General features: G+C 74.5%; 21 protein-coding genes. 8 read left to right on the top strand and 13 right to left on the bottom strand.

Features of this window, described 5'->3' with window-relative positions; all coding sequences use genetic code 11:
- Positions 1-23: 23 nt before the first annotated feature.
- Positions 24-470, bottom strand: coding sequence for a group III truncated hemoglobin (locus tag ACIA8O_RS14525; RefSeq protein WP_396294052.1), 447 nt, complete (start codon positions 468-470; stop codon positions 24-26).
- 80 nt (positions 471-550) lie between these two features.
- On the opposite strand from ACIA8O_RS14525, the gene ACIA8O_RS14520 reads away from it, so the two are divergent.
- Complete coding sequence (locus ACIA8O_RS14520) at positions 551-1,540, top strand: aldo/keto reductase (protein WP_396294051.1); 990 nt, start codon at positions 551-553, stop codon at positions 1,538-1,540.
- 77 nt (positions 1,541-1,617) lie between these two features.
- Here the strand turns inward: ACIA8O_RS14520 and ACIA8O_RS14515 are convergent, their stop codons facing one another.
- The 5 genes from ACIA8O_RS14515 to ACIA8O_RS14495 form a co-directional block, all read right to left on the bottom strand.
- Entirely contained in the window at positions 1,618-2,271 is a 654-nt protein-coding gene (locus tag ACIA8O_RS14515) for a winged helix-turn-helix domain-containing protein (RefSeq protein ID WP_396294049.1), read from the bottom strand.
- A gap of 405 nt (positions 2,272-2,676) precedes the next feature.
- Positions 2,677-3,276, bottom strand: a complete 600-nt coding sequence (locus ACIA8O_RS14510; protein WP_396294048.1) for a GTP-binding protein — start codon at positions 3,274-3,276, stop codon at positions 2,677-2,679.
- Complete coding sequence (locus tag ACIA8O_RS14505; RefSeq protein WP_396294046.1) at positions 3,257-3,634, bottom strand: DUF742 domain-containing protein; 378 nt, start codon at positions 3,632-3,634, stop codon at positions 3,257-3,259. Before ACIA8O_RS14505 ends, ACIA8O_RS14510 begins: the two co-directional genes overlap by 20 nt.
- A gap of 7 nt (positions 3,635-3,641) precedes the next feature.
- Entirely contained in the window at positions 3,642-4,067 is a 426-nt protein-coding gene (locus ACIA8O_RS14500) for a roadblock/LC7 domain-containing protein (RefSeq protein WP_345283233.1), read from the bottom strand.
- Complete coding sequence (locus ACIA8O_RS14495) at positions 4,064-7,012, bottom strand: nitrate- and nitrite sensing domain-containing protein (RefSeq protein WP_396294044.1); 2,949 nt, start codon at positions 7,010-7,012, stop codon at positions 4,064-4,066. Before ACIA8O_RS14495 ends, ACIA8O_RS14500 begins: the two co-directional genes overlap by 4 nt.
- A gap of 334 nt (positions 7,013-7,346) precedes the next feature.
- Between ACIA8O_RS14495 and ACIA8O_RS14490 the strand changes: the two genes are divergently transcribed.
- Both ACIA8O_RS14490 and ACIA8O_RS14485 read left to right on the top strand, forming a co-directional pair.
- Positions 7,347-9,155, top strand: a complete 1,809-nt coding sequence (locus ACIA8O_RS14490) for an AMP-dependent synthetase/ligase (RefSeq protein ID WP_396294043.1) — start codon at positions 7,347-7,349, stop codon at positions 9,153-9,155.
- Between the two features lie 252 nt (positions 9,156-9,407).
- Entirely contained in the window at positions 9,408-10,532 is a 1,125-nt protein-coding gene (locus ACIA8O_RS14485; RefSeq protein ID WP_396294041.1) for a polysaccharide deacetylase family protein, read from the top strand.
- 85 nt (positions 10,533-10,617) lie between these two features.
- Here the strand turns inward: ACIA8O_RS14485 and ACIA8O_RS14480 are convergent, their stop codons facing one another.
- From ACIA8O_RS14480 to ACIA8O_RS14470, 3 genes are all read right to left on the bottom strand, one after another.
- Positions 10,618-11,376, bottom strand: a complete 759-nt coding sequence (locus tag ACIA8O_RS14480) for an SGNH/GDSL hydrolase family protein (protein WP_396294260.1) — start codon at positions 11,374-11,376, stop codon at positions 10,618-10,620.
- A gap of 225 nt (positions 11,377-11,601) precedes the next feature.
- Positions 11,602-12,198, bottom strand: coding sequence for a hypothetical protein (locus tag ACIA8O_RS14475; RefSeq protein WP_396294040.1), 597 nt, complete (start codon positions 12,196-12,198; stop codon positions 11,602-11,604).
- 156 nt (positions 12,199-12,354) lie between these two features.
- Entirely contained in the window at positions 12,355-13,245 is an 891-nt protein-coding gene (locus ACIA8O_RS14470; RefSeq protein WP_396294038.1) for a hypothetical protein, read from the bottom strand.
- A gap of 176 nt (positions 13,246-13,421) precedes the next feature.
- On the opposite strand from ACIA8O_RS14470, the gene ACIA8O_RS14465 reads away from it, so the two are divergent.
- The 4 genes from ACIA8O_RS14465 to ACIA8O_RS14450 all read left to right on the top strand — a co-directional run bounded on the left by ACIA8O_RS14465 (position 13,422) and on the right by ACIA8O_RS14450 (position 18,863).
- Positions 13,422-13,754, top strand: coding sequence for a hypothetical protein (locus ACIA8O_RS14465; RefSeq protein ID WP_396294037.1), 333 nt, complete (start codon positions 13,422-13,424; stop codon positions 13,752-13,754).
- A 109-nt stretch (positions 13,755-13,863) separates the two neighbouring features.
- Positions 13,864-15,033, top strand: a complete 1,170-nt coding sequence (locus ACIA8O_RS14460; protein ID WP_396294035.1) for an exonuclease SbcCD subunit D — start codon at positions 13,864-13,866, stop codon at positions 15,031-15,033.
- Entirely contained in the window at positions 15,030-18,068 is a 3,039-nt protein-coding gene (locus tag ACIA8O_RS14455; RefSeq protein WP_396294034.1) for an AAA family ATPase, read from the top strand. Before ACIA8O_RS14460 ends, ACIA8O_RS14455 begins: the two co-directional genes overlap by 4 nt.
- 201 nt (positions 18,069-18,269) lie before the next feature.
- Positions 18,270-18,863: a hypothetical protein gene (locus ACIA8O_RS14450; protein WP_396294033.1), complete on the top strand. Its 594-nt coding sequence runs from the start codon at positions 18,270-18,272 to the stop codon at positions 18,861-18,863.
- A 7-nt stretch (positions 18,864-18,870) separates the two neighbouring features.
- Here the strand turns inward: ACIA8O_RS14450 and ACIA8O_RS14445 are convergent, their stop codons facing one another.
- The 4 genes from ACIA8O_RS14445 to ACIA8O_RS14430 all read right to left on the bottom strand — a co-directional run bounded on the left by ACIA8O_RS14445 (position 18,871) and on the right by ACIA8O_RS14430 (position 21,092).
- The gene (locus ACIA8O_RS14445; RefSeq protein ID WP_396294032.1) at positions 18,871-19,092 is read right to left on the bottom strand and encodes a hypothetical protein; all 222 of its coding nucleotides are present in this window, start codon (positions 19,090-19,092) and stop codon (positions 18,871-18,873) included.
- 77 nt (positions 19,093-19,169) lie between these two features.
- Positions 19,170-19,592, bottom strand: a complete 423-nt coding sequence (locus tag ACIA8O_RS14440) for a YjbQ family protein (protein WP_396294031.1) — start codon at positions 19,590-19,592, stop codon at positions 19,170-19,172.
- A gap of 234 nt (positions 19,593-19,826) precedes the next feature.
- On the bottom strand, positions 19,827-20,096 hold the full coding sequence (locus ACIA8O_RS14435) for a hypothetical protein (RefSeq protein ID WP_396294030.1): 270 nt from the start codon (positions 20,094-20,096) through the stop codon (positions 19,827-19,829).
- Positions 20,097-20,237: 141 nt separating this feature from the next.
- On the bottom strand, positions 20,238-21,092 hold the full coding sequence (locus ACIA8O_RS14430) for a hypothetical protein (RefSeq protein WP_396294029.1): 855 nt from the start codon (positions 21,090-21,092) through the stop codon (positions 20,238-20,240).
- A 451-nt stretch (positions 21,093-21,543) separates the two neighbouring features.
- Between ACIA8O_RS14430 and ACIA8O_RS14425 the strand changes: the two genes are divergently transcribed.
- Positions 21,544-22,575, top strand: coding sequence for a glycosyltransferase family 2 protein (locus tag ACIA8O_RS14425; protein WP_396294028.1), 1,032 nt, complete (start codon positions 21,544-21,546; stop codon positions 22,573-22,575).
- Positions 22,576-22,685: the final 110 nt, after the last annotated feature.

Genomic DNA, 22,685 nt, shown 5'->3' with positions numbered 1-22,685 from the left:
CGGCCCTGCTCCGTGCCCCGGTATCACGCTGCTCCACTGCGCAGCAGCACCGCGCTGAGCGGCACGAAGCCGCCCGTCCCGCCCGTGGCGGGGTCCTCGCCGGAGAGGCGCCGGAGCAGGGCGACCGCGATCCGTTCACCCTGGGCCTTGGCGCGGTCGGCGCGCGGGCCGGTGTGGAGGCCGTCGACGGTGGCCTGCCAGAGCTGGACCCAGCGGCCGAAGTGTTCGCCGGTCAGGGGTTGTTGGGCGTGGAGGACGGCGTGCGGTTCGAGGACGTCGCGGTGGTACTCGGCGGTCCGCAGCAGGGCCCGCTCCCAGAAGTCGGCGATGTGCGGGAGGTGCCGTTCCAGCCGGGTGCCGGCCAGTGAGGTGAAGTACGGGCCGATCAGCGGGTCGGCGAAGGCGGCGCCGTAGAAGCGGCGCAGCAGCAGCTCCAGATCGGCGCGGTCCCGGATGTCGGTGCGGTCCACGCCGCAAGGCTACGGCGGGGCTGCGGAACGCGGCAGGGTAATAGGTCCCGCCCACCGACCTGAGCTGGCAGGATGCAGGCATGACCTACCTCCCCTCCGCTGACCGATACTCCTCGATGACCTACCGCAGGGCCGGACGGAGCGGGGTGCTGCTCCCCGCCGTCTCGCTCGGCCTCTGGCACAACTTCGGCGACACCCAGCCGCTGGAGGTGCAGCGCGCGGTGCTGCGCCGCGCCTTCGACCGGGGTGTCACCCACTTCGACCTGGCGAACAACTACGGCCCGCCGTACGGCAGCGCCGAGAAGAACTTCGGGACGCTGTACGCGCAGGACTTCCGCCCGTACCGGGACGAGCTGTTCATCGCCTCCAAGGCCGGCTACGACATGTGGCCCGGCCCGTACGGGGACGGCGGCAGCCGCAAGTACCTGCTGGCCAGTCTGGACCAGTCGCTGGGCCGGATGGGCCTGGAGTACGTGGACGTCTTCTACTCGCACCGGTACGACCCCAGCACTCCGCTGGAGGAGACCATGGGGGCGTTGGACACCGCGGTGCGGTCCGGCCGGGCGCTGTACGCGGCGATCTCCAACTACCCGGCGCAGCAGCACCGGGAGGCGGTGGCGATCCTGCGCGAGCTGGGCACGCCGGTGCTGCTCAACCAGGCCCGGTACTCGATCCTGGACCGGGGCGTGGAGGACGGCGTGCTGGAGGCGGTCGGCGAGACGCAGACCAGCCTGATCGCCTACTCCCCGCTGGCCCAGGGCCTGCTGACGGACCGTTACCTCTCCGGTGAGGTGCCGGTCGGGTCGCGGATGTCGGTCGGGCACTTCCTCAAGGAGGAGGCGCTGACCGGGGCGAAGCTGGAGCAGCTGCGCTCGCTGGCCAAGGTGGCCGAGCGGCGCGGGCAGTCGCTGGCGCAGCTGGCGCTGAGCTGGGTGCTGCGGGACGAGCGGGTCTGCTCGGTGATCATCGGCGCCAGCAGTGTGGCCCAACTCGACCAGAACCTGGACGCGTTGGCGGCCGGGCCGCTCACCGCCGAGGAGCTGGCGGAGATCGACGCGCTGAGCCGCTGAGCAGCTGATTCGCTGAGCAGAGATGGGGAGAGGCGGTGCCGCCCGGGGCGACGGACCCCGGGCGGCACCGCCCGGTCTCAGGAGGCCGGGGTGTACTTGTAGCCGACCCGGCGGACGGTGACGATGCTGTCCCGGTGCGCCGCGCCGAGCTTGCGGCGCAGCCGGGCCACGTGCACGTCCACGGTGCGGCCGTCGCCGACGTGGCCGTAGCCCCAGACCGCGGTGACCAGGTGGTCGCGGGTGTGCACCCGCTGCGGGTGGGCGGTGAGGTGGGCGAGCAGCTCGAACTCGAGGTAGGTGAGGTCGAGCAGGCGCCCGTCGACGTGGGCGTTGCGGCGCTCGGTGTCCACCACGATGCCCCGGCCCGGGCGGGCCGGCGGGGTGGCAGTGGAGGGGACCGCGACCGGGCCGGCGGCCGGGACGGAGGTCAGCTGGGCGGCGGCCGGGGCCTCCCTGGTCGGCACCAGCACCAGGTAGCCGACCAGCGGGTGGCCGGCCGTCTCGGTGCCCGCGAACTGGGCGCCGTACTGGGCCAACAGGCCCTGCGGGATGGCGGATTGGGGCAGGGCCGCGACCACGGTGGCGCCCTCGGGGAGGGCGGTGAGCAGCTGCTGGGTGGGCGCCGGGACGGCGGACACGTGGCGGCGCTCGGCGGGCGGGGTGACGGAGCGCAGGGCCCGCAGGTGCGGGGTGGCGGCGGGGGCGGTCAGGGTGGCGGTGGAGGAAGACATGGTGTGCCGCTTTCGCGTGTGACGGGATGGGTGGTGGTCGCACGGGCGGGCCGGCTGTGCACGTTCAGCCGAGAAAGAAAGTCGGTGCTGCCAGGGGTGCTCAGGAGGACGGCGCACGGGAGGGGCCGATCACCTGGAGGCGGCACCGGGGTTCGAACGACGTGCGGTCGGGCCCGGGGTCAGCGACAACAGGCGCTGGAACACAGCGCCTGGTCGATGTACCGACGCATGGTCAGGACCGGGATCACCGGCGCGGGTTGCTCCACCGCGCAGTACTGCACTGCCGCCATGCTCTGGTACCTCCCCCCGGGAACGCCGCGACGAACTGTCCGCATGAGCGTTCCATGCGGACCGCCCCGGCGGCAAGCCGGTTGGCGCAAAACGTCCGCTCCGTGGGACGACTTCTCACACTGTGGGACGGCGCCGTTCCAGGGCGTGCTCGGCCAGCCGGACGAGCAGCTCCTTGCCGTCCTCCCGGCGGCGGGCGTCGCAGAGCAGCACCGGCACCCCGGGGTCCAGGTCGAGCGCGTCCCGGACGTCCCCGGGGGCGTAGACCTCGGTGCCCTCGAAGCAGTTCACCGCCACCACGAAGGGGATGCCGCGGCGCTCGAAGAAGTCCACCGAGGGGAAGCAGTCGGCCAGCCGGCGGGTGTCGGCCAGCACCACGGCACCGAGCGCGCCCTGCGCCAACTCGTCCCAGGCGAACCAGAACCGGTCCTGCCCCGGGGTGCCGAAGAGGTAGAGCGACAGCCCGGGGCGGAGGTCCAGGCGGCCGAAGTCCATCGCCACCGTGGTGGTCCGCTTGGCCTCCACCCCGGAGGTGTCGTCGATCCGCTCGCCGGCCGCGGTGAGCTGCTCCTCGGTGCGCAGCGGACGGATCTCGCTCACCGCGCCGACCAGGGTGGTCTTGCCCGCGCCGAAGCCGCCGGCGACCAGGACCTTCACCGCCACCGAGCTCCACGGCGAAGCAGGACCCAGGGGGCGGTCAGAGTGCACGGAGGCCATTGATCACGTCTCGCAGCAGTCGCTCGTCCGGCAGCTGGGCGAGCGGAACGGGCCGGGTGACGGAGATCAGCCCGGAGTCGTGCAGGTCGCCCAGCAGCACTCTGACCAGGCTCACCGGCATGTCGGTGAACGAGCCCAACTCCGCGACGCTGAGCGGTTCGTCGCGGCAGAGGTCGAGGATCGCCCGGTGCTCCAGGTCGAGGTCGGACTCGCCCGCCCCGTCCCGGTGCACGGCGGTGATCAGCGAGATGAGGTCGAACAACCCCTCCTCGGTGGGCCTGGTCCGCCCCCGGGTCATCGAGAACAGCCGGACCACCGGCCCGGCCTCGTCGTCGAACCACTGATCCTCGACGGTCATCTGGTGGTCATCTCCCCGGCGGCGGAACGGCGGAATCGGTGCGCGGCTCGGCGGACAGGTGCTCGCCGACCCGCTTGACCAGCAGGGCCATCTCGTAGGCGATCTGGCCCACGTCGGACTCGGCCTCGCTGAGCACCGCGAGGCAACTGCCGTCGCCCGCGGCGGTGATGAAGAGGAAGGCCTCGTCCAGCTCGACCATGGTCTGGCGGACGCCGCCGACCTGGAAGTGCCGTCCGGCGCCCTTCGCCAGGCTGTGGAAGCCGGCCGCGACGGCCGCCAGGTGCTCGGCGTCCTCCCGGCCGAGGCCCTGCGAGGCGCCGGTGGCCAGGCCGTCGCTGGAGAGGATCACCGCATGCCGCAGCGCCGCGACCCGCCCCACCAGATCGTCCAGCAGCCAGTTCAGCTCTCCCGACGGCTGTGCCGTAGCGGTCATGATCGGTTTCCTTCCGTTGGTGCAGGCTGTGCGGGCTGTGCAGGTTGTACGGGTCGTGCAGGCTGTGCAGGTCGTGCGGGCTGAGCAGGTGTCACGGAGCCGGCGGGGCCGGCCGGGAGGGCCTGCGGCCTTGGCGGGGAGGCCAGTTCGGCCCGCCGGCCGCCCGGTGCCACCGCGAACGGCAGCCCGGTCGAGGGTACGGCGGGCGGCGGCACGGCGGTACCACCGGGGGCGGTGCCGGGAGCGCCGGGTGCCGGGTCCGGGACGACGGTGAGCGAGGCGGGCTGGAGCCGGTCGCCGCGGCCGCGCTGGTAGCCGCGCTGGAAGGAGGCGAAGGCCGAGCGGGCCTCCTCCGGCGAACGCTCGCGGCTGCTCTGCTCCCGCTCGGGCGCGGCGTCCCTCAACTGCGGCGCCAGGTTGGCCTGCCGGACCCGCCGGGGCAGCAGGCCGCCGGCCGGCGCGGCGGCCGGGGACGGCGCACCGGCCTCACGGGAGCCGGCCGGGGGCGGCGTCGCGCCCACCTCGCGGAGGGCGGCCGGGGACGGCACGGAGGACGGCGCCGTGCCCACCTCGCGGAGACCCTCCTCGCGCGGGCTGTCCGCGCGGCGGTGCCGGCCGGTGCCGACCGAGTCGGCGGGCACCAGGGTCGGGCCGCTGCCGGGGGTGCCGGGCGCACCGGTGCCGCTGGAGCGCCGCCGGGGCAGGCCGCCGGGGGTACGGGCCGGGTCGGCGGCCGAGGGGCGCGGTCCGCCGGCCGGGCGGACCCCGGCCCGGGCGGGCTCCTCGGCGGCCTGGCCGCGGCGGCGGCCGTTGCCGTCCTCCGGATCGCGGGCGGCCTCCGGGGCCGGGTCCGGGACCGCGACCAGGTCGGCCCGGCCGGGGACGGCCACGGGTGCGGGTCCGGGCGCCGGTGCGGGCCCGGAGGCGACGGGCGACGGCACCGCCGCCAGGTCCGGCCGGCCCGGGGCGGGCGCGGGTGCCGGACGCGGGGTGGCGGGCGGCTCGGTCAGCAGGTCCGGTGCCTCGGCCAGCAGTTCACGGGGGATCAGCACGATCGCGGTGGTGCCGCCGTACGGCGAGGGCCGCAGGTGCACCCGGATGCCGTGCCGGCGGGCCAGCCGGCTGACCACGAACAGGCCCAGCCGGTCGGTGTCGGCGAGGTCGAACTCCTGCTCCACCGCCAGTCGCTGGTTGATCTCGGCGAGGGCGAGCTCGCTCAGCCCGAGGCCCCGGTCGTCGATCTCCAGCGAGAAGCCGTGCGCGACCACCTCGCCCTGGACGGTGACCTGGGTGTGCGGCGGCGAGTACACCGCGGCGTTCTCCACCAGCTCGGCGACCAGGTGGGTGACGTCGGCGACCGCACTGCCGAGCAGCCCGGTGCCGGGGAACGGACGGACGATCACCCGGGCGTAGTCCTCGACCTCGCCGACCGCGGCCCGGACCACGTCCACCATCCGGACCGGCTTGCGCCAGGCCCGGCCCGGCGAGCCGCCGGAGAGGATGATCAGGCCCTCCGCGTGGCGGCGCATGCGGGTGGTCAGGTGGTCGAGGCGGAACAGGTCCTCCAGCTCGGCCGGGTCCTCGGTGCGGCGCTCCATGGTGTCCAGCAGGGTGAGCTGACGGTGCAGCAGCACCTGGCTGCGGCGGGCCAGGTTCACGAAGACGGCGGAGACGCCGCGGCGCAGCTCGGCCTGCTCGACGGCGGCCTCCACGGCCACCCGCTGCACCTGGTTGAAGGCGCGGCCCACCTCGCCGATCTCGGCCGGGCCGAACTCCAGCTCGGGCGCCTCGACGGCGATGTCCACCGGCTCGCCCCGGCGCAGCTTGAGCATCACCGCGGGCAGCCGGGCCCCGGAGAGCTCCAGCGCGGAGTTGCGCAGGCCGATCAGCTCGCGGGCCAGGCCCCGGCCGATCCGGTAGGAGATGATCACCGAGGCGACCACCGCGATCAGGCCGATCAGACCGGCGATGCCGCCGCGCACCAGCTGGTTCACCGCGTAGGAGCGGGCCCGGGCGCCGATCTCGCCGACCAGGCGGGAGTTGAGGGTGGCCAGCTCGGCCAGGCCGCTGTCGGCCGGGCCGTTCCAGGAGACCGGCGGGATGCCGAGCACGGCCTGGCGCGGGTCGGGCGAGCCGAGGAAGAGGCCCTCGGACTCGGCCAGCGCGGAGAGGCTGTTGCCGTTGCGGACGGCCAGGTAGTCGACCCGGTCCTGCTCGTCCAGCTCGGGGATGTAGACGGTGAACAGCGCCTGCTCGTTGTGGAGCGCGTCCTTGGTCACCTGGTACATCGCGGGGGTGGGCTCGGGCCGGTCCTTGGGGCTGGCCTCCTTGAGGTCCAGCATCAGGCGCAGCGCCCGGATGCCGGTCTCGCCCTGGGAGAGGTACTCGCGGGCCCGCACCAGCTCCGTCAGCACCATGCCCTGGCGGGGCAGTTGGCCGGTCTGCTGGCTGACGAAGGCGGAGCGGAAGGAGAAGACCGGGAGCACCAGCTTGCTGTACTCGGTGACCACCACGTCCCAGTCCTTGAGGCGCTGGTCCACGATGTCGCGCAGCGGGGCGATCCCCTCGGAGGCCTTGAGCATGTCGGCCAGCCGGAGCTTCTGCACCGCGTCCAGCTTCCCCTTGTCGGAGGAGTCGGCCTGGTAGCGCAGCAGCTGCAGCGAACGGTCGGTGATCGTCCGGGCCTGGAGGTAGCGCTCCTGGAGCTCCTTGTCCCTCGGGTCGGCCAGCCGGAGCACGGCGGCCCGGCGCTCGTTCTGCACGTCGCGGGCGTACTGGTCGGTGGGGGTGCCGAAGGTCCGGTAGGCGGTGGAGACGTCCAGCTGGGCCCAGACGTCGCCGGTGGTCACCATCGTCGCGTACACCCACAGACCGGTGAGGGCGACGATGGGCACCAAGAGCAGCGCGATCATCTTCGCGCGGATCGAGCTGCTGCGCAGACGCATGGAGTCCTCGGTGCAGGGAGGGGGGTGCGGGGAGGCCAGTCATGGACACGGAAAGGAGTGTTCGGGCACGTCCTCTGCCCGAGATCTGCGTCACCTTACTACTCCCTGACCACTCGTTCGAAGGGTCGAATGGCCAGCCGGAACCAAACGGTGATGTTCCTCCCGGTTTCTGACACTTGCACAGGTCTGTCCTGCCGGGCCCGGCACCGGCACGTGCCAAGAGTGCCTGACGGTGCGACAGCTCTGGGCAGGGCCGCGACGATCCGGTAGCTTCGCCGCATGCCGCGCCGGGGCGGCGGGCCCGGCCCACGGGCCGGGGCGGACGGGGGTGGCCTTGCGGCAGTTCAGCGGACCGGCGGCCCCTCCCCCGGCGGTCGGCGGGCTGGCCGACTCGCTGTACGACACCGCCGACCGGACGCCCGAGCTGGTGCAGCTGGCCAGGCCCGGGCCGGACGGCTGGCGTCCGCTCTCCGCGCTGCGCTTCCGCGACGAGGTGCTGGCCCTGGCCAAGGGCCTGCTCGGCCACGGGGTGCGGTACGGCGACCGGGTCGCGGTGATGTCCGGCACCCGGTACGAGTGGACCCTCTTCGACTACGCGCTCTGGTCCATCGGCGCCGTCCCGGTGCCGGTCTACCCGACCTCGGCCCCCGAGCAGGTGCGCTGGATCCTGGCCGAGACCCAGGCGGTGGCCTGCGTGGTGGAGCACGAGGACCACGCCATGACGGTCGGCGCGGTCTGCGACGCGCTGCCCGGGCTGACCGCGATCTGGCAGCTGGACCAGGACTGCGTGGCCGAGCTCTCCCGGGACGGCCGCGGGCTGCCCGACTCCCTGGTGCACCGTCAGCGGCTCGGCGTCACCCCGGACTCGGTGGCCACCGTCATCTACACCTCCGGCACCACCGGCCGCCCCAAGGGCTGCATGCTGACCCACGGGAACCTGGCGGCCGAGGCGGACGCCCTGCTGACCGGCTGGGCCCCGGTGCTGTCCGAGGGCGGCGGCCAGCCCGCCACCCTGCTGATGCTGCCGATGGCGCACGTCTACGGCCGGGTGGTGCAGATCGCGGCGGTGCGCGGCGGCATCCGGCTGGGCCACCACGCCGAGCTGACCACCGACTCGCTGCTGCCCGCGCTGGCCTCCTTCCGCCCCACCTTCCTGCACCTGGTGCCGTACGTGCTGGAGAAGGTGGCGCAGCGGGCCCGGCAGGCCGCCGAGGAGGCCGGGCGGGGCGAACTCTTCGAGCAGGCGCGGCAGGTGGCGGTGGAGTGGGCGGCCGCCCGGGAGCAGCGCGCCTTCTCCACCGGCCCGGGCCCCGGCGCCGCGCTGCGGCTGCGGCACGCCGGGTACGACCGGCTGGTGTACCAACGGCTGCGGGCGGTCTTCGGCGGGCGGGCCCGGGCGCTGATGTGCGGGGGCTCCCACCTCGGCCGCGAGCTGGGCCTGTTCTTCACCGGCGCCGGGATGACCGTCTACGAGGGCTACGGCCTGACCGAGACCGGCGCCGCCGTCACCGCCAACCCGCCCGGCCGCACCAAGGCCGGCACGGTCGGCCGCCCGCTGCCCGGCGCGGAGGTGGCGATCGGCCCGGACGGCGAGGTCTGGGTGGCCGGCCCCACGGTCTTCGCCGGCTACCTCAACCACGCCGAACCGGCCGTCCACGGCGGCTGGTTCGCCACCGGGGACCTGGGCTCGCTGGACCGCGACGGGTACCTGACCATCACCGGCCGGAAGAAGGAGCTGATCGTCACCAGCAGCGGCAAGAACCTGGCACCCGGCCTGCTGGAGGAGCGCGTCCGGGCCCACCCGCTGATCTCCCAGTGCCTGGTGGTCGGCGACAACCGCCCCTACGTGGCCGCCCTGGTGACCCTCGACCCGCTGGCCCTGGCGCACTGGCTGAAGGCCAACGGCCGGGCGCAACTGGACCCTTGGGCGGTGCTGGCGGACGAGGCGCTGCACGCCGAGGTGCAGCGCGGCATCGCCGCCGCCAACTCGACCGTCTCCCGGGCCGAGTCGATCCGCGCCTTCCGGCTGCTGCCGCGGGAGTTCACCGTGGCGGAGGGCCTGCTCACGCCCTCGCTGAAGCTGCGCCGCTCGGCCATCCTGGCCCACTGGGCGGACGACGTCGAGGAGTTGTACACCGGCTGAGGCGTGTGTCCGTTCCGTTGAGACGTGCGTCCGTTCCGTTCCCCGGAGGTGGACGAACCGTGGTGACGGGATGTCGGGGGCATGATCGGGCAAGCCGGGGCAAGGTGGGGCCGGGCCCTTGACGGGCCGTCTGGTCCAGTCCAATGTTGGGGCCCGGCCGGTACCCAGGCCCGGCCCGGATGTGCGGCGGGCCGTCCCCTTCCCCGCCCCTCCGGGGAGTGCAGCGTCCGTCCCCCACACAGGAGTTCACCCGTGCACACCTCTCTGCGCCGGATCGCCTGCGCCACCGTCGGCGCCCTCACGGTGCTCGGCGCCGCCGGGCCCACCGCCGCGCACGCCGAGGCCGCCCCGGCCGTCAACCTGGCCACCAACCCGGGCTTCGAGATCACCTCGCTGCCGCTGGCCGACTGGGGGACGATCCCGGGCTGGCAGTGCGTCCCGGGCGAGGCGTTCATCCGCGACACCGCCCGCACCGGCGCCGCCGCCCTCACCGTGACCCCGGCGAACGACCACAGCAACGGCGAGTGCGCCCAGACCGTCGCCGTCCGCCCGAACTCCACCTACACCTACTCGGCCTGGGTGCGCGGCAGTTACGTCTTCCTCGGCGCCACCGGCACCGGCAACGACGTCGCCCCGTCCTGGACCGAGACCACCAACGGCGGCTGGCAGAAGCTCACCACCCGCTTCACCACCGGCCCCGACGCCTCCACCGTCCGCCTCTACCTGCACGGCTGGTACGAGCAGGGCGCCTTCTCCGCCGACGACGTGGAGCTCAGCGGCCCGGCCGTCGACCCGGCCTGGGCCACCTGGAACGTGCCCTACCCGGCCGCCGTCCAGGACAAGAAGGTCTTCTTCACCGTGGACGACGGCTGGCAGCGCACGCCCGAGGTGCTGAACGTCGTCGAGGCCAACAAGCTGCCGGTGACCGCCTTCCCGCTGCCGATGCCGGTCGGCTTCGAGCCGGACTTCTTCAAGCGGGTCACCTCGGCCGGCACCGGCGGCTCGGTGGAGGTGCACAGCGTCTCCCACCGCGACCTCACCACCCTGCCGCTCGCCGACCAGCAGGCCGAGATCTGCACGGCCCGGGACTCCGTCGCCCAGCGGTACGGCACCGTCCCCAAGGTCTTCCGCCCGCCGTACTTCGCCTTCAACGCCGACACCCTCCAGGCCGCCGCCAACTGCGGCCTGCGCACCGTGATGACCGCCACCGCGGACTACAGCTGGGGCGCCTCCACCAGCTACCGCGGCGGCCTCCAGGCCGGCGACGTGGTGATCTTCCACTTCTCCGACACGCTGGCCACCGACCTCCAGCGCGCCCTGGCCGACGTCACCGCCGCCGGCCTGACCGTGGGCGGCCTGCGCTCGTACCTGCCCTGACGGCCCCTCACACCGCAGAGCCCGCACCCCCCGCCGCCCGCGTCACGGGGCAGGGAGTACGGGCTCGCGCCGTCTACCGGACGGCTCACACGCCGCCGGAGAAGGCCGGCAGGTAGCCGCCGGACTGGCCGGACGCCTTCGGGTGGTAGCTCTCGTCCACCGGCAGCACGGTGGAGTTCAGCCAGGTGGTGCCGGAGCCGCAGATCTCGTGGGTGGTGAACAGGCCCCGGACGTCCCGGTAGGTGAAGCCCGCGTTGGCCGCCCGCTTGGAGATCACGTCGTCCAGCAGGTCCGCCGCGCTGTTGATGGCGGTCCGCTTGGTGTCGCCGATGCCGAAGATGCAGTCCCCGCCGACCTTGTAGAGGCGCGGGTAGCCGATGACCACCACCTTGGCACTGGGCGCCTTGCTGCGGATCTGCGAGTACACCTGGTCGAGCTTGGCGGGCAGGACGTTGGTGGCGTACGCCTTCGCGTCGTTGACCGCCGTCAGGCAGGCGCTCTCGGAGTTGAGCACGCAGGTCTGCATGGTGCTGGCGAAGCCGGCGTCGTTGCCGCCGATGGTGATCGACACCAGCGTGGTGGTCGAGTTGAGGGTGCCGAGCTGGTTGGCCAGCACGTCACCGGTTCTCGCTCCCGAACAGGCCAGGAAGGAGAACGAGGCGGGCGCGTTGGCGTTCTTCCACAGGTACGGGTACGCGTTGGTGCTCCGCTTGCAGCCACCGCTCTCACTGGTGTAGCTGCCCGCCCCCACTCCGGAGGAGTAGGAGTCGCCGAGGGCGACGTAGCGGGCCCCGGCGGCGTGGGCCGCGGGAGCGGCGACGAGGGTGGTCAGGGTGAGCAGCATCGCCGAGAAGGCGACGGAGACAGCACGGACTGGACGCACGGGCACCTCCACTGGGAGTGACGCAGGTCACGTGACGCGGGTCGCAATTTTGATACCAGGGAGTAGCTACGCCGGATAGTGGCCATGCCAAAGTTGTTGCGAGGATTAGCCCGTGTGACACCGTCAGCCCGACGCGGTGTCAGTTCCCGCTCACCTCCGACCGGCTTCCGGCGGGGTGCCGCGGCGTCAGCCCAGGACCGCACCGGACGGCGGGAGCTCCTCGATGGTCTCGTTGGCGGCCGCGGGTATGCCCAGCAGCCGGACGGCCACCTCCACCGCCGCGCGGGCCTGCCGCAGACCCGGCTCGCCCCAGCCCAGCAGCTCCACCGCCAGCCCCGGGGCCACCAGCAGGCGGCGGTAGTGCCGGCCCGAGGCCGGGTCCGGCGCGGTCGGGCCGACGGCGTTCAGCGGGGCCGCCATCCGGACCCGGGCGCACTCGTGGCCGCCGTTGGCCGAGCCGACCCGGTCGTAGAGGTACCCGAGGTAGTGCGCGGCGCCGATCACGGCCTGCGCCTCCTCGCCCGCCTCCCGGGCCAGTGCCAGCGCCGGGTCCCCCGCGTCCTCCGGCTCCAGCGAACCGCCCGGCAGGCTGACCACGCCGTCCCGGGGGTTCACCAGCGTCAGCACCCGGCCGTCCGGCACGAACAGCCAGCCCCAGGACTGCTTCACCGGCAGCCCCTCCGGCACCGGCTCGCCCGGCCGCCAGGGCCACCCGGCCGTCGGGCGGCGGCGGACGCGGCCGAGCAGCTCGGCGATCTCCGCGCTGTACTCGATGCGGCCCATGCGTCCTCCTGCCTCGGTCTCGGGTGCGGCGGCGATTCGGAGTCGGTGCCTCCGACTGTTGATCTTCCCCGAACATTCGGTCGATGAACAGTCCTGGCCGCCGCCCGGGGCACGGCAGTCCGCCCCCCGTTCAGCTCCCGGCCACCCCCGGTGCGCTCACGGCATCGGCAGCGGGAAGCCGGGGCGGCCCGTCCCCTCCCCCTCCCCCGCCGGCAACTCCGGCCCCAGCACCCCGGCCCCGGCCGCCCGCAGCTCCAGCACCGCCCCGGTCTCCGCCGCCGTCATCGGCCTCAGCCACCCGTCCACCAGCACCCACCCGTGCACCGCGCCGTCCGCCCGGTACAGCATCAGCTCCCCCGAGCCGCACCCCGCCACGGCCGCCGCCAGCGTCACGCAGAACGCCTCCGCCTCCCGCCCCACCCCGTCCGGCCGGCCGTCCCGCACCGCCAGCCCGGCCACCGCCGTCAGCTCCTCGCCGTCCAGCAGCCCCAGCGAACGGAGCGTCAGCCGGTGCCGCCCGTCCCCCGCCCCCTCGGCCAGCGCCATCACCACCTCCGACACGTACCCCAGCACCGCCGCCACCCGCTCCTGCGGGCTCGACTCCCACCCCACCGCCGCCAGCAGCGCGGCGCACCCGATCGAGATCCGCACCCGCGCCCGGTGATCCTCCGTCAGCACCGGCAGCAGCTCCGCCAGCCCCTCCCCCGCGTAGGCGAACGGCTCGCCGGCCAGCTCCGGATCGGCCGCGTACGCCACCTCCGCCACCGGGTCCGCCGGGTCCAGCAGGTGCTCCGCGCAGAAGTCCTCGAAGTCCACCGGCTCCAGCACCCGCAGGTGCACGTCCACCCCCGTCCCCCGCAGCGCCCGCAACCGCCCTTCCGTGCACCGCAGGTACGCCCCGAAGTCCACCCCCTCGAACAGCCCGCACCGCCGCAGCCGCGCGTACGCCGCCGCGTCCGTGGCCACCGCCAACGCCACCGTCTGCCGCACCTCCCCGCACCGCCGACGCCCCGCCACCCGCCGCCGCGCACCGTACTTCCCGGCCATCCGGATCCCCTCCGAGCTCGAACCACGACCCCCGGAAACCCCGGGGTGCCGACGACCCGAAACGTACACACGGTCACTGACAGAACACGCACAGCAATGTCCGGGCCGCCCGGACCGAGGGGCCGCGGCCCCGGTAGATTCCGCCGGGTCGGACGGATCACGGGGGAGACGGCGTCATGAGCTGGTACGTGCTGGTCGAACGGAACGACTCCCTCGGGGGCGACAACACCTGGGTCCTCTCCCAGAAGGTCGCCGTCGACGGCGGCCGGGACGCGGCCGTCGCCCGGGCCGAGGAGCTCTGCCGGACGATCGGCCCGCGGGAGGAGTACGGCCGACTGGTCTTCCGCAGGTCCGAGACCAGCTGGCTGGTGGAGCTGACCCGGGAGGTGCGGGACGGCTCCCGGACCTGGAGCCACGGCAGCCAACTGCACGTCAGCGTGGCCGAACTGGTGCACTCCGAGGAGACGCCGCCCGCCCCGCAGCCGAAGCGGCCCTGGCGGCGCGGCTGAGCCGGGGCCGGTCCGCGACCGGGGCGAACGGCCGATTCCCGGGTTGTCGGGGGGAGCTGGGATACTCGGGGCGGTCCTGGTGGGTGCGAGACGTGTGGGGGTTGGGTACGTGCGACTGCTGCACACCTCGGACTGGCACCTGGGGAGGTCGTTCCACCGGGAGAACCTGATCGCCGCGCAGCGGGGGTTCCTGGAGCACCTGGTGCGGGTGGTGGAGGAGCGCGGGGTCGAGGCGGTGCTGGTCGCCGGGGACGTGTACGACCGGGCACTGCCGGGGCTGGACGCGGTGGAACTGTTCGACGAGGTGCTGCACCGGCTCGCGGAGCTGGGCGTGCCGACGGTCTTCATCAGCGGGAACCACGACTCGGCCCGGCGGCTCGGCGTGGCCTCGGGGCTGATCGACCGGGCCGGGATCCACCTGCGGACCGACCCGGGCGGGGTGGCCGAACCGGTGGTGCTGGAGGACGGGCACGGGCCGGTGGCGGTCTACGGACTGCCGTACCTGGAGCCGGTGCTGACCAGGGAGCGGTTCGGGCTGGCCAAGGGCGGGCACGAGCAGGTGCTGGCGGCCGCGATGGAGCGGGTCCGGGAGGATCTGGCCGGGCGGCCGGAGGGGACCCGGGCCGTGGTGCTGGCGCACGCCTTCGTGGCGGGCGGCGAGGTCAGCGACAGCGAGCGGGACATCACCGTGGGCGGCATCGCGGCGGTGCCCTCGGCGGTCTTCGACGGGGCGCACTACGTGGCCCTCGGCCACCTGCACGGCTGCCAGACCATCGCCCCGCACCTGCGCTACAGCGGCTCCCCGCTGGCCTACTCGTTCTCCGAGACCACCCACCGCAAGAGCATGTGGCTGGTCGACCTGGCCGCCGACGGTTCGGTGGAGGCCGAGCGGGTGTACACCCCCGTGCCCCGGCCGCTGGCCCAACTGCGCGGCAGGCTGGACGAGTTGCTCGAGGACGAGAAGTACGGGAAGCACACCGGCTCCTGGGTGCAGGCCACCCTGACCGATCCGGCCCGCCCGGCGAAGCCGATGGAGCAGCTGCGCACCCGCTTCCCGCACACCCTCCAACTGCTCTTCGACCCCGAGCCGGTCGATGGCGAGCAGCCCGAGTCCTACGCCTCCCGGGTCAGCGGCCGGACCGACCTGGAGGTGGCCGAGGGCTTCGTCCGGCACGTCCGTCCCGGCACCGAGGCCGACCCGGCCGAGCGCGATTGGCTGCGCCAGGCCTTCGAGGACGTGCGCCGACTCGACCAGCAGAAGCAGGAGTTGCCCCGATGAGGCTGCACCGGCTGCGGATCACCGCGTTCGGCCCGTTCGCCGGGACGGAGCAGGTGGACTTCGACGACCTGGGCTCCGCCGGGCTGTTCCTGCTGCGCGGCGCCACCGGGGCGGGCAAGAGCAGCGTGCTGGACGCGGTCTGCTTCGCGCTCTACGGCGAGGTGCCCGGCGCCCGCAAGGGCAACCCGCTGCGCAGCGACCACGCCGAACCCGGCCTGCTCACCGAGGTCGAGCTCGAACTCACCCTGGGCGGCCAGCGGTTGAAGGTGCTGCGGCGCCCCGAGCAGCTGCGGCCGAAGAAGCGCGGCACCGGCATGACGCCGGAGAAGCCGGAGACCCTGCTCAGCGAGTGGGCGCCGGACGCCGGGGAGGGCGAGCCGGGCTGGCGGGCCGTCAGCAGGTCGCACCAGGAGGCCGGGGAGCAGATCCACCGGCTGATCGGGATGAGCCGGGACCAGTTCTGCCAGGTGGTGCTGCTGCCGCAGGGCGACTTCGCCCGTTTCCTGCGGGGCGACGCCAACGAGCGGGCCAAGCTGCTCCGCCAGCTCTTCGACACCGGGCGCTTCGAGCAGGTGGAGCGCTGGCTCGCCGAGCAGAAGTCCCGTCAGGAGGCGGTGGTCCGGGCCGACCGCCGGCAGCTGCACGCCCTGGCCACCCGGGCCGAACAGGCCGCCGGGCCGTCCGCCGAACCGCTGGCCGACTGGGTGCCGGACTCGGCCGGGCCGGAGGCCTTCCTCGGCTGGGCCGCACTGCTGCGCGCGGACGCGGCCGAGCGGGCCGGGGTGGCCGCGCTGGCCCTGGCCGCGGCGGAGCGGGCGCACGAGCTGGCCCGGGACCGCCTCCGGACGGCCCGGGAGCTGGCGGAGCGTCAGCAGCGCCACACCGAAGCCGTCCGGGCCGCCGCCGAGTTGGCCGGCAACGCCGAGGCCCACCAGCGGGACGCGGACCGGCTCGCCGTCGCCCAGCAGGCCGCCACCGTCGAGCCCTTCCTGCACCGCCACACAGCCGCCACGGCCGCCCTGGCCGGGGCCGAGGCCGCCGAGCACCGCGCCCGCACCGCCCTCGCGGGGCGGGGCGGGCCGGGCGCGCCGGACACCGGCACCGACCTCCACCGGGCCGGGGCCGAGCACCTCGCCGAGGCGGAGCGCGGCCTGCGCGCCGACCTCGGCCGCCTCGACGCCGCCCGCGCCGACGAGCACCGCCTCCCCGAGGCCCTGCGCGAGGCCGAGCGGACCAACCACCAGCTGGGCCTCGCGGAGGAGGCCGCGGACAACGCCGCCGACTGGCTGCTGGACTTCGACACCCGTGTCAAGGAGCTCCAGGAGCAGCAGGCCACCGCCCGGGCCGCCGAGGCCCGGGTCGAGCAGCTGGACGCCCGCCGCGCGGAGCTCCGCACCCGGCTGACCGCCGCCGCCGAGCGGGACCGGCTGCGCGGCCGGATCGCCACCGCCGAGGGCGAGTCGGCCACCCTGCGCGAGCTGGCCGCCGAGGCCCGGGAGCACACCCTCGACCTGCGGGAGCGCCGCCTCGCCGGGATGGCCGCCGAGCTGGCGGCGGGGCTGACCGACGGCGCGCCCTGCCGGGTCTGCGGTGCGACCGCGCACCCCGCCCCGGCGGAGCCCTCCGGTGCGCCGGTCGGCCAGGCCGACGAGCAGCGGGCCCAGGCCGAGCAGCAGCAGGCGGAGCGGCGCCGGGACGCCGCCGCACAGGAGTTGGCCGCCCTGCGGGTGGCCGAGGCGGCGGCCGCCGCGACCGCCGGCGACGACTCCGCCGAGCAGCTGGCCGACGCCCTCACCCGGGCCGACGCCGAGCTCCGGGCGACCCTCACCGTCGCCGACGCCCTCGGCCAACTCCAGCGCCAGGCCGATCAGTTGACCCGCCAACAGCAGGACCGGCAGGCCGAGCAGGAACAGGCCAGGGTGCGCGCCGCCGCCCTCACCGCCAGGCTCCAGACCCTCGCCGAGGAACGGGAGCGGCTCACCGAACGGATCGACGCCGCCAAGGGGGGTGCCCCCAGCGTCGCCGCCCGGGCCGCCGCACTGGCCTCGCTGGCCGACGCCGTGGCCACCGCCCTGGCCGCTGCCCGCGCCCGGTCCGAGGCGGCCGGCCGACTCTCCGACGCCGAGGCGGAGTTGGCCTCGACGAGCCGTTCCGCCGGGTTCGCCTCTCCCGCCGAGGCCGGGGCGGCCCTGCTGCCCGCCGCCGAGCGCGAGGCGCTCCGGACCCGGGTGGAGCGGGCCCGCACCGACCGGGAGCTGGTCGAGCACCGGCTCGCCCAGCCGGAGCTGACGGCCGCCGCGGCCCTGCCACCGGCCGATCCGGCCGCCGCCGGGGAGGACGAGCAGCAGGCCCTCACCCGGCTCCGGGCCGCCGACACCGCCGACAGCTCCGCCCGCACCCGGGTCACCGACCTGGCCGGGCTCGGGCGCCGACTGACCGAACTGGTCCGGGCGCTGGGCCCGTCGCTGGCCCACTACGAGCAGATCAAGCGGCTGGCCGAGCTGGCCTCCGGCACCTCCGCCGAGAACGTGCTCCGGATGCGCCTGGAGTCGTACGTGCTGGCGGCCCGGCTGGAGCAGGTCGCGGCCGCCGCCAGCGGACGGCTGCTGCGGATGTCCGGCGGCCGCTACACCCTGGTGCACAGCGACGGCCGCGCCTCCGGCAACCGCCGCTCCGGCCTCTCCCTCCGGGTGGTGGACGCCTGGACCGGCCAGGACCGGGACACCTCCACCCTCTCCGGCGGCGAGAGCTTCTTCGCCTCGCTGGCCCTGGCCCTGGGCCTGGCCGACGTGGTCACCGACGAGTCCGGCGGCATGCCGCTCGACACCCTCTTCATCGACGAGGGCTTCGGCAGCCTGGACGAGCAGACCCTGGAGGAGGTGCTCGACGTGCTGGACGGGCTGCGCGAGCGCGACCGCGCGGTCGGCATCGTCAGCCACGTGGCCGACCTGCGTTCCCGCATCCCGGCCCAGCTCCTGGTCCAGAAGGGCCGCCACGGCTCCACCCTGCGCCTCACCACCCGCGAGCGCCCCTGACCGCACGGGGGCGGCACCGGGCGGCACCGAGGATCGCCGAGGCCTGCGGCCGCTGAGCGCCGTTGCCGCTTCCCGGGCGTCCCCTGACGCCCCGTCGGCTCCGGAAAGCGCTTGCCACGGAGCGCTTGCCGCGGGGCGCTTGCCCCGGGGTCCTCAGCGCAGTGCCCGCGCCGCGGCCCTCCCGGATGGTGGGATGGCGGGATGACCGACACCACGTCACCCCTGGCCCGGCTCCACCAGACCGTCCGCCGCACCGCGGAACTGACCCGGGACCGGGCCGCCACCGGCCGGGGAGCCGAGGCGGCCGACGACCTCGAAGGCACCTTCGCCACCGACGGGGCGCTCGGCTTCGACCCGTTCCCGTTCCTGCGTGCCCTGCACGCCGCGGGCTCGCGCGCGGTGCTGGTCGGCCAGGTGGCCGGGATCCTGCACGGCTCGGCCGAGCCGACCGGCGACCTTGACCTGCTCTGGGACGGTTCGCCGGACGAGGCCCGGGCCCTGCGGAAAGCGCTTTCCGCCACCGGCTGCACCGACCTGCCCGACCTCACCCACCCCCAGGCCGCCTACCGGGTCACCGGCGCGACCGGCGACCTCTGCACCCCGGCCCTCCCCTGGGGCGGCCTCGACACCAGCGGCTGCCTCGACCGCGCCCTGACCACCACCGACCCCGGGGACGGCCTCGCCGTCCGCTACGTGACGGCGGACGACCTGATCCGGATGCGGCGCGCCATCGGCCGCCCGAAGGACCACCGCCGCGCGGACGAGCTCGAACGCCTCCGCGCCGCCCTCGACTGAGCCGGGCTCAGCCCGAGCAGGCCACCCGCTGGGCCTCCTGCCAGGCACAGACCGGACACAGCGTCAGCCCGGGGTGGTCGGCGGGGTACTCGGTCGGTTCGCCGCACTGGACGCAGTCCGCCCGCGGCCCGTCCCCGGTGGCCGGGGTCAACGCCGCCAGCGCGTCCACCCGCGGCGGCACCTCGCACCGGGCGACGGCCTCGCGGGCCACCTCTTCTTCCTCGCTCATGCCGCCCACGATACGGCGGCGGCGCCCGCGGCGGCCCGCGCGGCGATCCGTCCGGACTCCGTCAGCTCCCTGTGCGCTCAGCCCAGGAAGGAGAGCCGGACGGTCCGCCGGGGGTTGTCGCCGTTGGTGTCGACCAGGACCACGGACTGCCAGATGCCGAGGGCGAGTTGTCCGCCCACCACCGGCAGGGTGGCGTGCGGGGCGACCAGGCCCGGCAGCACGTGGTCGCGGCCGTGGCCGGGGCTGCCGTGGCGGTGGCGCCAGCGGTCGTCCGCGGGCACCAGGTCACGGAGCAGGGCGAGCAGGTCCTCATCGCTGCCGGCCCCGGTCTCGATCACCGCGATCCCGGCGGTGGCGTGCGGCACGAAGACGTTGAGCAGGCCGTCCCGGCCGGGGGCGACGGACTCCAGGAAGGCCGAGCAGCGGTCGGTGATGTCGAGGGCGACCTCGCCGGTGCCGGTGGTGAGCTCGATGGTCAGGGTGGAGAAGCTGTCGGACATGACGCCCATCCTCGCATCGGGGGCGAGGGACGTACGCGGCCACACCGGGGGCGCGGGGAACTGCGCGGGTACGGAAGGCGGACCGGCGTGGGATCGGGGCGCGTCAGCCGGTTGCACGTGCTGCCGTTCCCCTGTGCGCGGTTCCTCGCGCCCCTGCGGGACGCTGCCAGGATCGGGGCATGCAAGGGACCCGGCGGACCGTCAGGTCTGCCGGGTCGTCCGGGGCCGGGGCGGTCAGCCCCTGCTGCCGAACAGGCTCCGCTTGAGCCGCCGCAGCGGCGCGAGCAGCAACACCCGCGTGCTCCGGCGCGTCACGGCCGCAGGGGGCGTGACACCACGGGGCGTCAGCTCCCTTATCAGGCCGAGCGCCTCGGCGGTGTCCACCGCAGAGATCGCCGGAGCGCCGAGCACCGAGAGATGGCGGTCGAGGCGGCGGCCGGTCGAGCCGACACCGCACTGGATCGCCGGCACCCGGGGCCGGGGCCGCACTTGCATGTGTTCCATCAGTTTCCCACCCCTACGAGGCGCCAGGGCCGTGAGGCGAAGACTATCCGCGAGTGCCGGAGTCCGCGCAACCGTCCTGGTGTATCCGCCACCGTATCGTGCGCGGCGAACTGACGCCGCACCAGATCCGGGCACAACCGATCACGAGTGCGCATCGACCGGGGCGGGCGGGGCCTGCGGGAGCGCCGGATCGAGCATCCAGCCGACCCCCAGCCCGGAGAGACCGAGCCCCAGGAAGGCGCAGAGCACCAACACCACGGCCCAGGCGCCGGTCTGATCCCAACTCACCTGCCCCGCCTCGCGGACCAGGCCGATCAGGCCGAACGTCCCGGTGACCAGCAGGGCCGCCATCCCGTTGCGCACCCGGCGCAGTTCGGCCTCGACCCAGGTGAGCAGCAGCGCGGCCCCGAAGACCAGGCACCAGGCACCGAGCATCCGGACCTCCAACTGCCCTGCCGCCCACGGCCAGTGACGGACCGCCGGCCCGGGGACGGCGTAGAGCAGCAGACCGATGACGGTCAGGCCCAGGCCGTGCCCGGTGACCGGCCCGGCCACCCACCAGGGCAGCCGGGGCGGGCGCGGCGGCCGCTCCTCCCGGGCCAGCCACTGGGCGGTCAGCGCGATCAGGCCGAGCAGTGGGGCGCCGGCGTGCACGGCGGTCCAGCCCCAGGCGGCCAGCACCCCGACGAGCGGCCCGCCGGTGAGCTGGAGCTCGCTCCGGCCGAGCAGCGTGGCCAGCCCGGCCAGCGGCATGAAGAGCGCCCCGGCGGTCACCGCGACCCGGATGTCCACCCAGCGGTGGGCCCGCAGCGCCAGCACGTACATGGCGCAGCTGCCGCCGTACCCGGCGCCGAGCAGGGCGGCGGAGACCGGGGACATCTGCCAGGCGAAGAGGGTGCCGGTGGAGCCCGGGAAGAGGGTGAGCAGCAGGAAGAGGTACCCGGCACCGAGCGCCAGCGGCGCCACCATCAGCGCCTTGAGGACCGGGCTGACCATCGCACCCTCCCTTGTGAGACTTGTCGTCAATATAGGAGCCCGACAGGCTCACGACAATGAGTCACGCAAGATTCAAGAAGTGAACACATTCAGGGGATTGACGCGGCCGAAACCTACAAGCAATATCTCTATCGACGCCGAAAGGCGGGCCAGCTCCCGTCGAATGAATTCGACAGCTGAACATGAGCTGAACAACTGAACTTCCGACACCAGGTGAGCCACTGTCCGGCCGTCTCGACGCTGCGGCGGCCCGGCTCGCTCCTGGTGGACGGGACCGGCGGTCGGCCGTTGAGGGTCGGCCGGACCGCCAACACCGGACCGCCGGTGCCCGCGCTCGCACGGCGCGTGCACCGGCGGTCGCCCTTTCGGGACCGGTCCCGCGGTTCAGTAAAGTGGCGCCAGACCCGGTCAGCCGCCCCTCGGCCCGGCATTCCCACGGAGTGAAACCAGCGTGAGCCCCCTCCTCAGCATCGTGCTGCCCGTCCACGGCGTGGAGCGCTTCCTCCCCCAGTGCCTGGCCTCCCTCGACGGCCCCCAGGACGGCGAGGTCGAGGTCATCGCGGTCGACGACCTCTCCCCCGACGGCTGCGGCGCCCTGCTGGACGCGCACGCCGCCCGCGACCCCCGCTTCAAGGTGCTGCACCTGACGGAGAACCAGGGCCTGGGCGGAGCCCGGATCGCCGGGATGGCCGAGGTCACCGGGCGGTACGTGTGGTTCGTCGACAGCGACGACTGGGTGCCCGAGGGCACGCTCGACGCGCTGCTCGCGGAGCTGCGCAAGGAGGCCGCCGCCGAGCACCCCGTGGACGTCCTGCTCACCGACTTCGTCCACGTCTACCCCGGCGGCGCGACCGAGCCCAACCCGTGGGGCCACGTGCTGCGCGGCTCCCCGTTGGAGACCGGCTGCCGCGCGGTGGACCACCCGGCGCTGTTCCAGAGCGTGATGTCGGTCTGGAACAAGGTCTTCCGGTGGGACTTCCTGCTCGGGCTGGGGGTGGAGTTCGGCCGGGGGTTCTACGAGGACATCTCCGTCACCTACCCGGCCCTGCTCACCGGGCGGCTGCGCTACCTCGACCGCTCCTGCTACAACTACCGGCGCGGGCGCCCCGGCGCGATCACCGCGACGGCCTCCCCCAAGCACGCCGACGCGTTCGCCCAGTACGACGCGATCTTCGCGACGCTGGACCGGCCGGGCAACGACCCCGGGCCCGCGATGCGGCAGCTGGTCTTCGACCGGACGGTCCGTCAGGCCCTGACCATCTACGACACCCCCGGGCTGATCCCCGCCGAGCTCCGGGCCGACTTCTTCGCCCGCGTCGCCGCGCACTTCGCCCGGCACCGGCCGGCCGGATACCGCTTTCCCGGGGGTGTCCGCGGCGTCCAGTACCGCCTCGCCGCCCGCAACTCCCGGATCGCCTACAACGAACTCCGCCGCGGCGGCGCCCTCCCGGGCAGGCTCCGGAAGGCCCTCGGAAAGAGGTGATGCCGGTGGCGCACCTGGCTGCGCCACCAGGGGCGGGGGGGGGGGGGGGGGGGGGGGGGGGGGGGCCCGGCCGCGCGGGCCGCGCGGGGGGGGGGGGGGGGGGGGGGCGG

It is taken from the genome of Kitasatospora sp. NPDC051853, from assembly GCF_044452665.1.
Classification (GTDB): Bacteria; Actinomycetota; Actinomycetes; order Streptomycetales; family Streptomycetaceae; genus Kitasatospora.
This window is presented reverse-complemented; position numbering and strand designations above follow the sequence as displayed.

Bases quoted from the DNA above. Each gene is read 5' to 3' on its own strand.
- ACIA8O_RS14475 (WP_396294040.1), bottom strand. From the start codon at position 12,198: ATGGGCCGCATCGAGTACAGCGCGGAGATCGCCGAGCTGCTCGGCCGC.
- ACIA8O_RS14450 (WP_396294033.1), top strand. From the start codon at position 18,270: ATGACCGACACCACGTCACCCCTGGCCCGGCTCCACCAGACCGTCCGC.
- ACIA8O_RS14500 (WP_345283233.1), bottom strand. From the start codon at position 4,067: ATGACCGCTACGGCACAGCCGTCGGGAGAGCTGAACTGGCTGCTGGAC.
- ACIA8O_RS14470 (WP_396294038.1), bottom strand. From the start codon at position 13,245: ATGGCCGGGAAGTACGGTGCGCGGCGGCGGGTGGCGGGGCGTCGGCGG.
- ACIA8O_RS14455 (WP_396294034.1), top strand. From the start codon at position 15,030: ATGAGGCTGCACCGGCTGCGGATCACCGCGTTCGGCCCGTTCGCCGGG.
- ACIA8O_RS14480 (WP_396294260.1), bottom strand. From the start codon at position 11,376: ATGCTGCTCACCCTGACCACCCTCGTCGCCGCTCCCGCGGCCCACGCC.
- ACIA8O_RS14510 (WP_396294048.1), bottom strand. From the start codon at position 3,276: ATGGCCTCCGTGCACTCTGACCGCCCCCTGGGTCCTGCTTCGCCGTGG.
- ACIA8O_RS14445 (WP_396294032.1), bottom strand. From the start codon at position 19,092: ATGAGCGAGGAAGAAGAGGTGGCCCGCGAGGCCGTCGCCCGGTGCGAG.
- ACIA8O_RS14430 (WP_396294029.1), bottom strand. From the start codon at position 21,092: ATGGTCAGCCCGGTCCTCAAGGCGCTGATGGTGGCGCCGCTGGCGCTC.
- ACIA8O_RS14515 (WP_396294049.1), bottom strand. From the start codon at position 2,271: ATGTCTTCCTCCACCGCCACCCTGACCGCCCCCGCCGCCACCCCGCAC.
- ACIA8O_RS14505 (WP_396294046.1), bottom strand. From the start codon at position 3,634: ATGACCGTCGAGGATCAGTGGTTCGACGACGAGGCCGGGCCGGTGGTC.
- ACIA8O_RS14435 (WP_396294030.1), bottom strand. From the start codon at position 20,096: ATGGAACACATGCAAGTGCGGCCCCGGCCCCGGGTGCCGGCGATCCAG.
- ACIA8O_RS14440 (WP_396294031.1), bottom strand. From the start codon at position 19,592: ATGTCCGACAGCTTCTCCACCCTGACCATCGAGCTCACCACCGGCACC.
- ACIA8O_RS14495 (WP_396294044.1), bottom strand. From the start codon at position 7,012: ATGCGTCTGCGCAGCAGCTCGATCCGCGCGAAGATGATCGCGCTGCTC.
- ACIA8O_RS14465 (WP_396294037.1), top strand. From the start codon at position 13,422: ATGAGCTGGTACGTGCTGGTCGAACGGAACGACTCCCTCGGGGGCGAC.
- ACIA8O_RS14520 (WP_396294051.1), top strand. From the start codon at position 551: ATGACCTACCTCCCCTCCGCTGACCGATACTCCTCGATGACCTACCGC.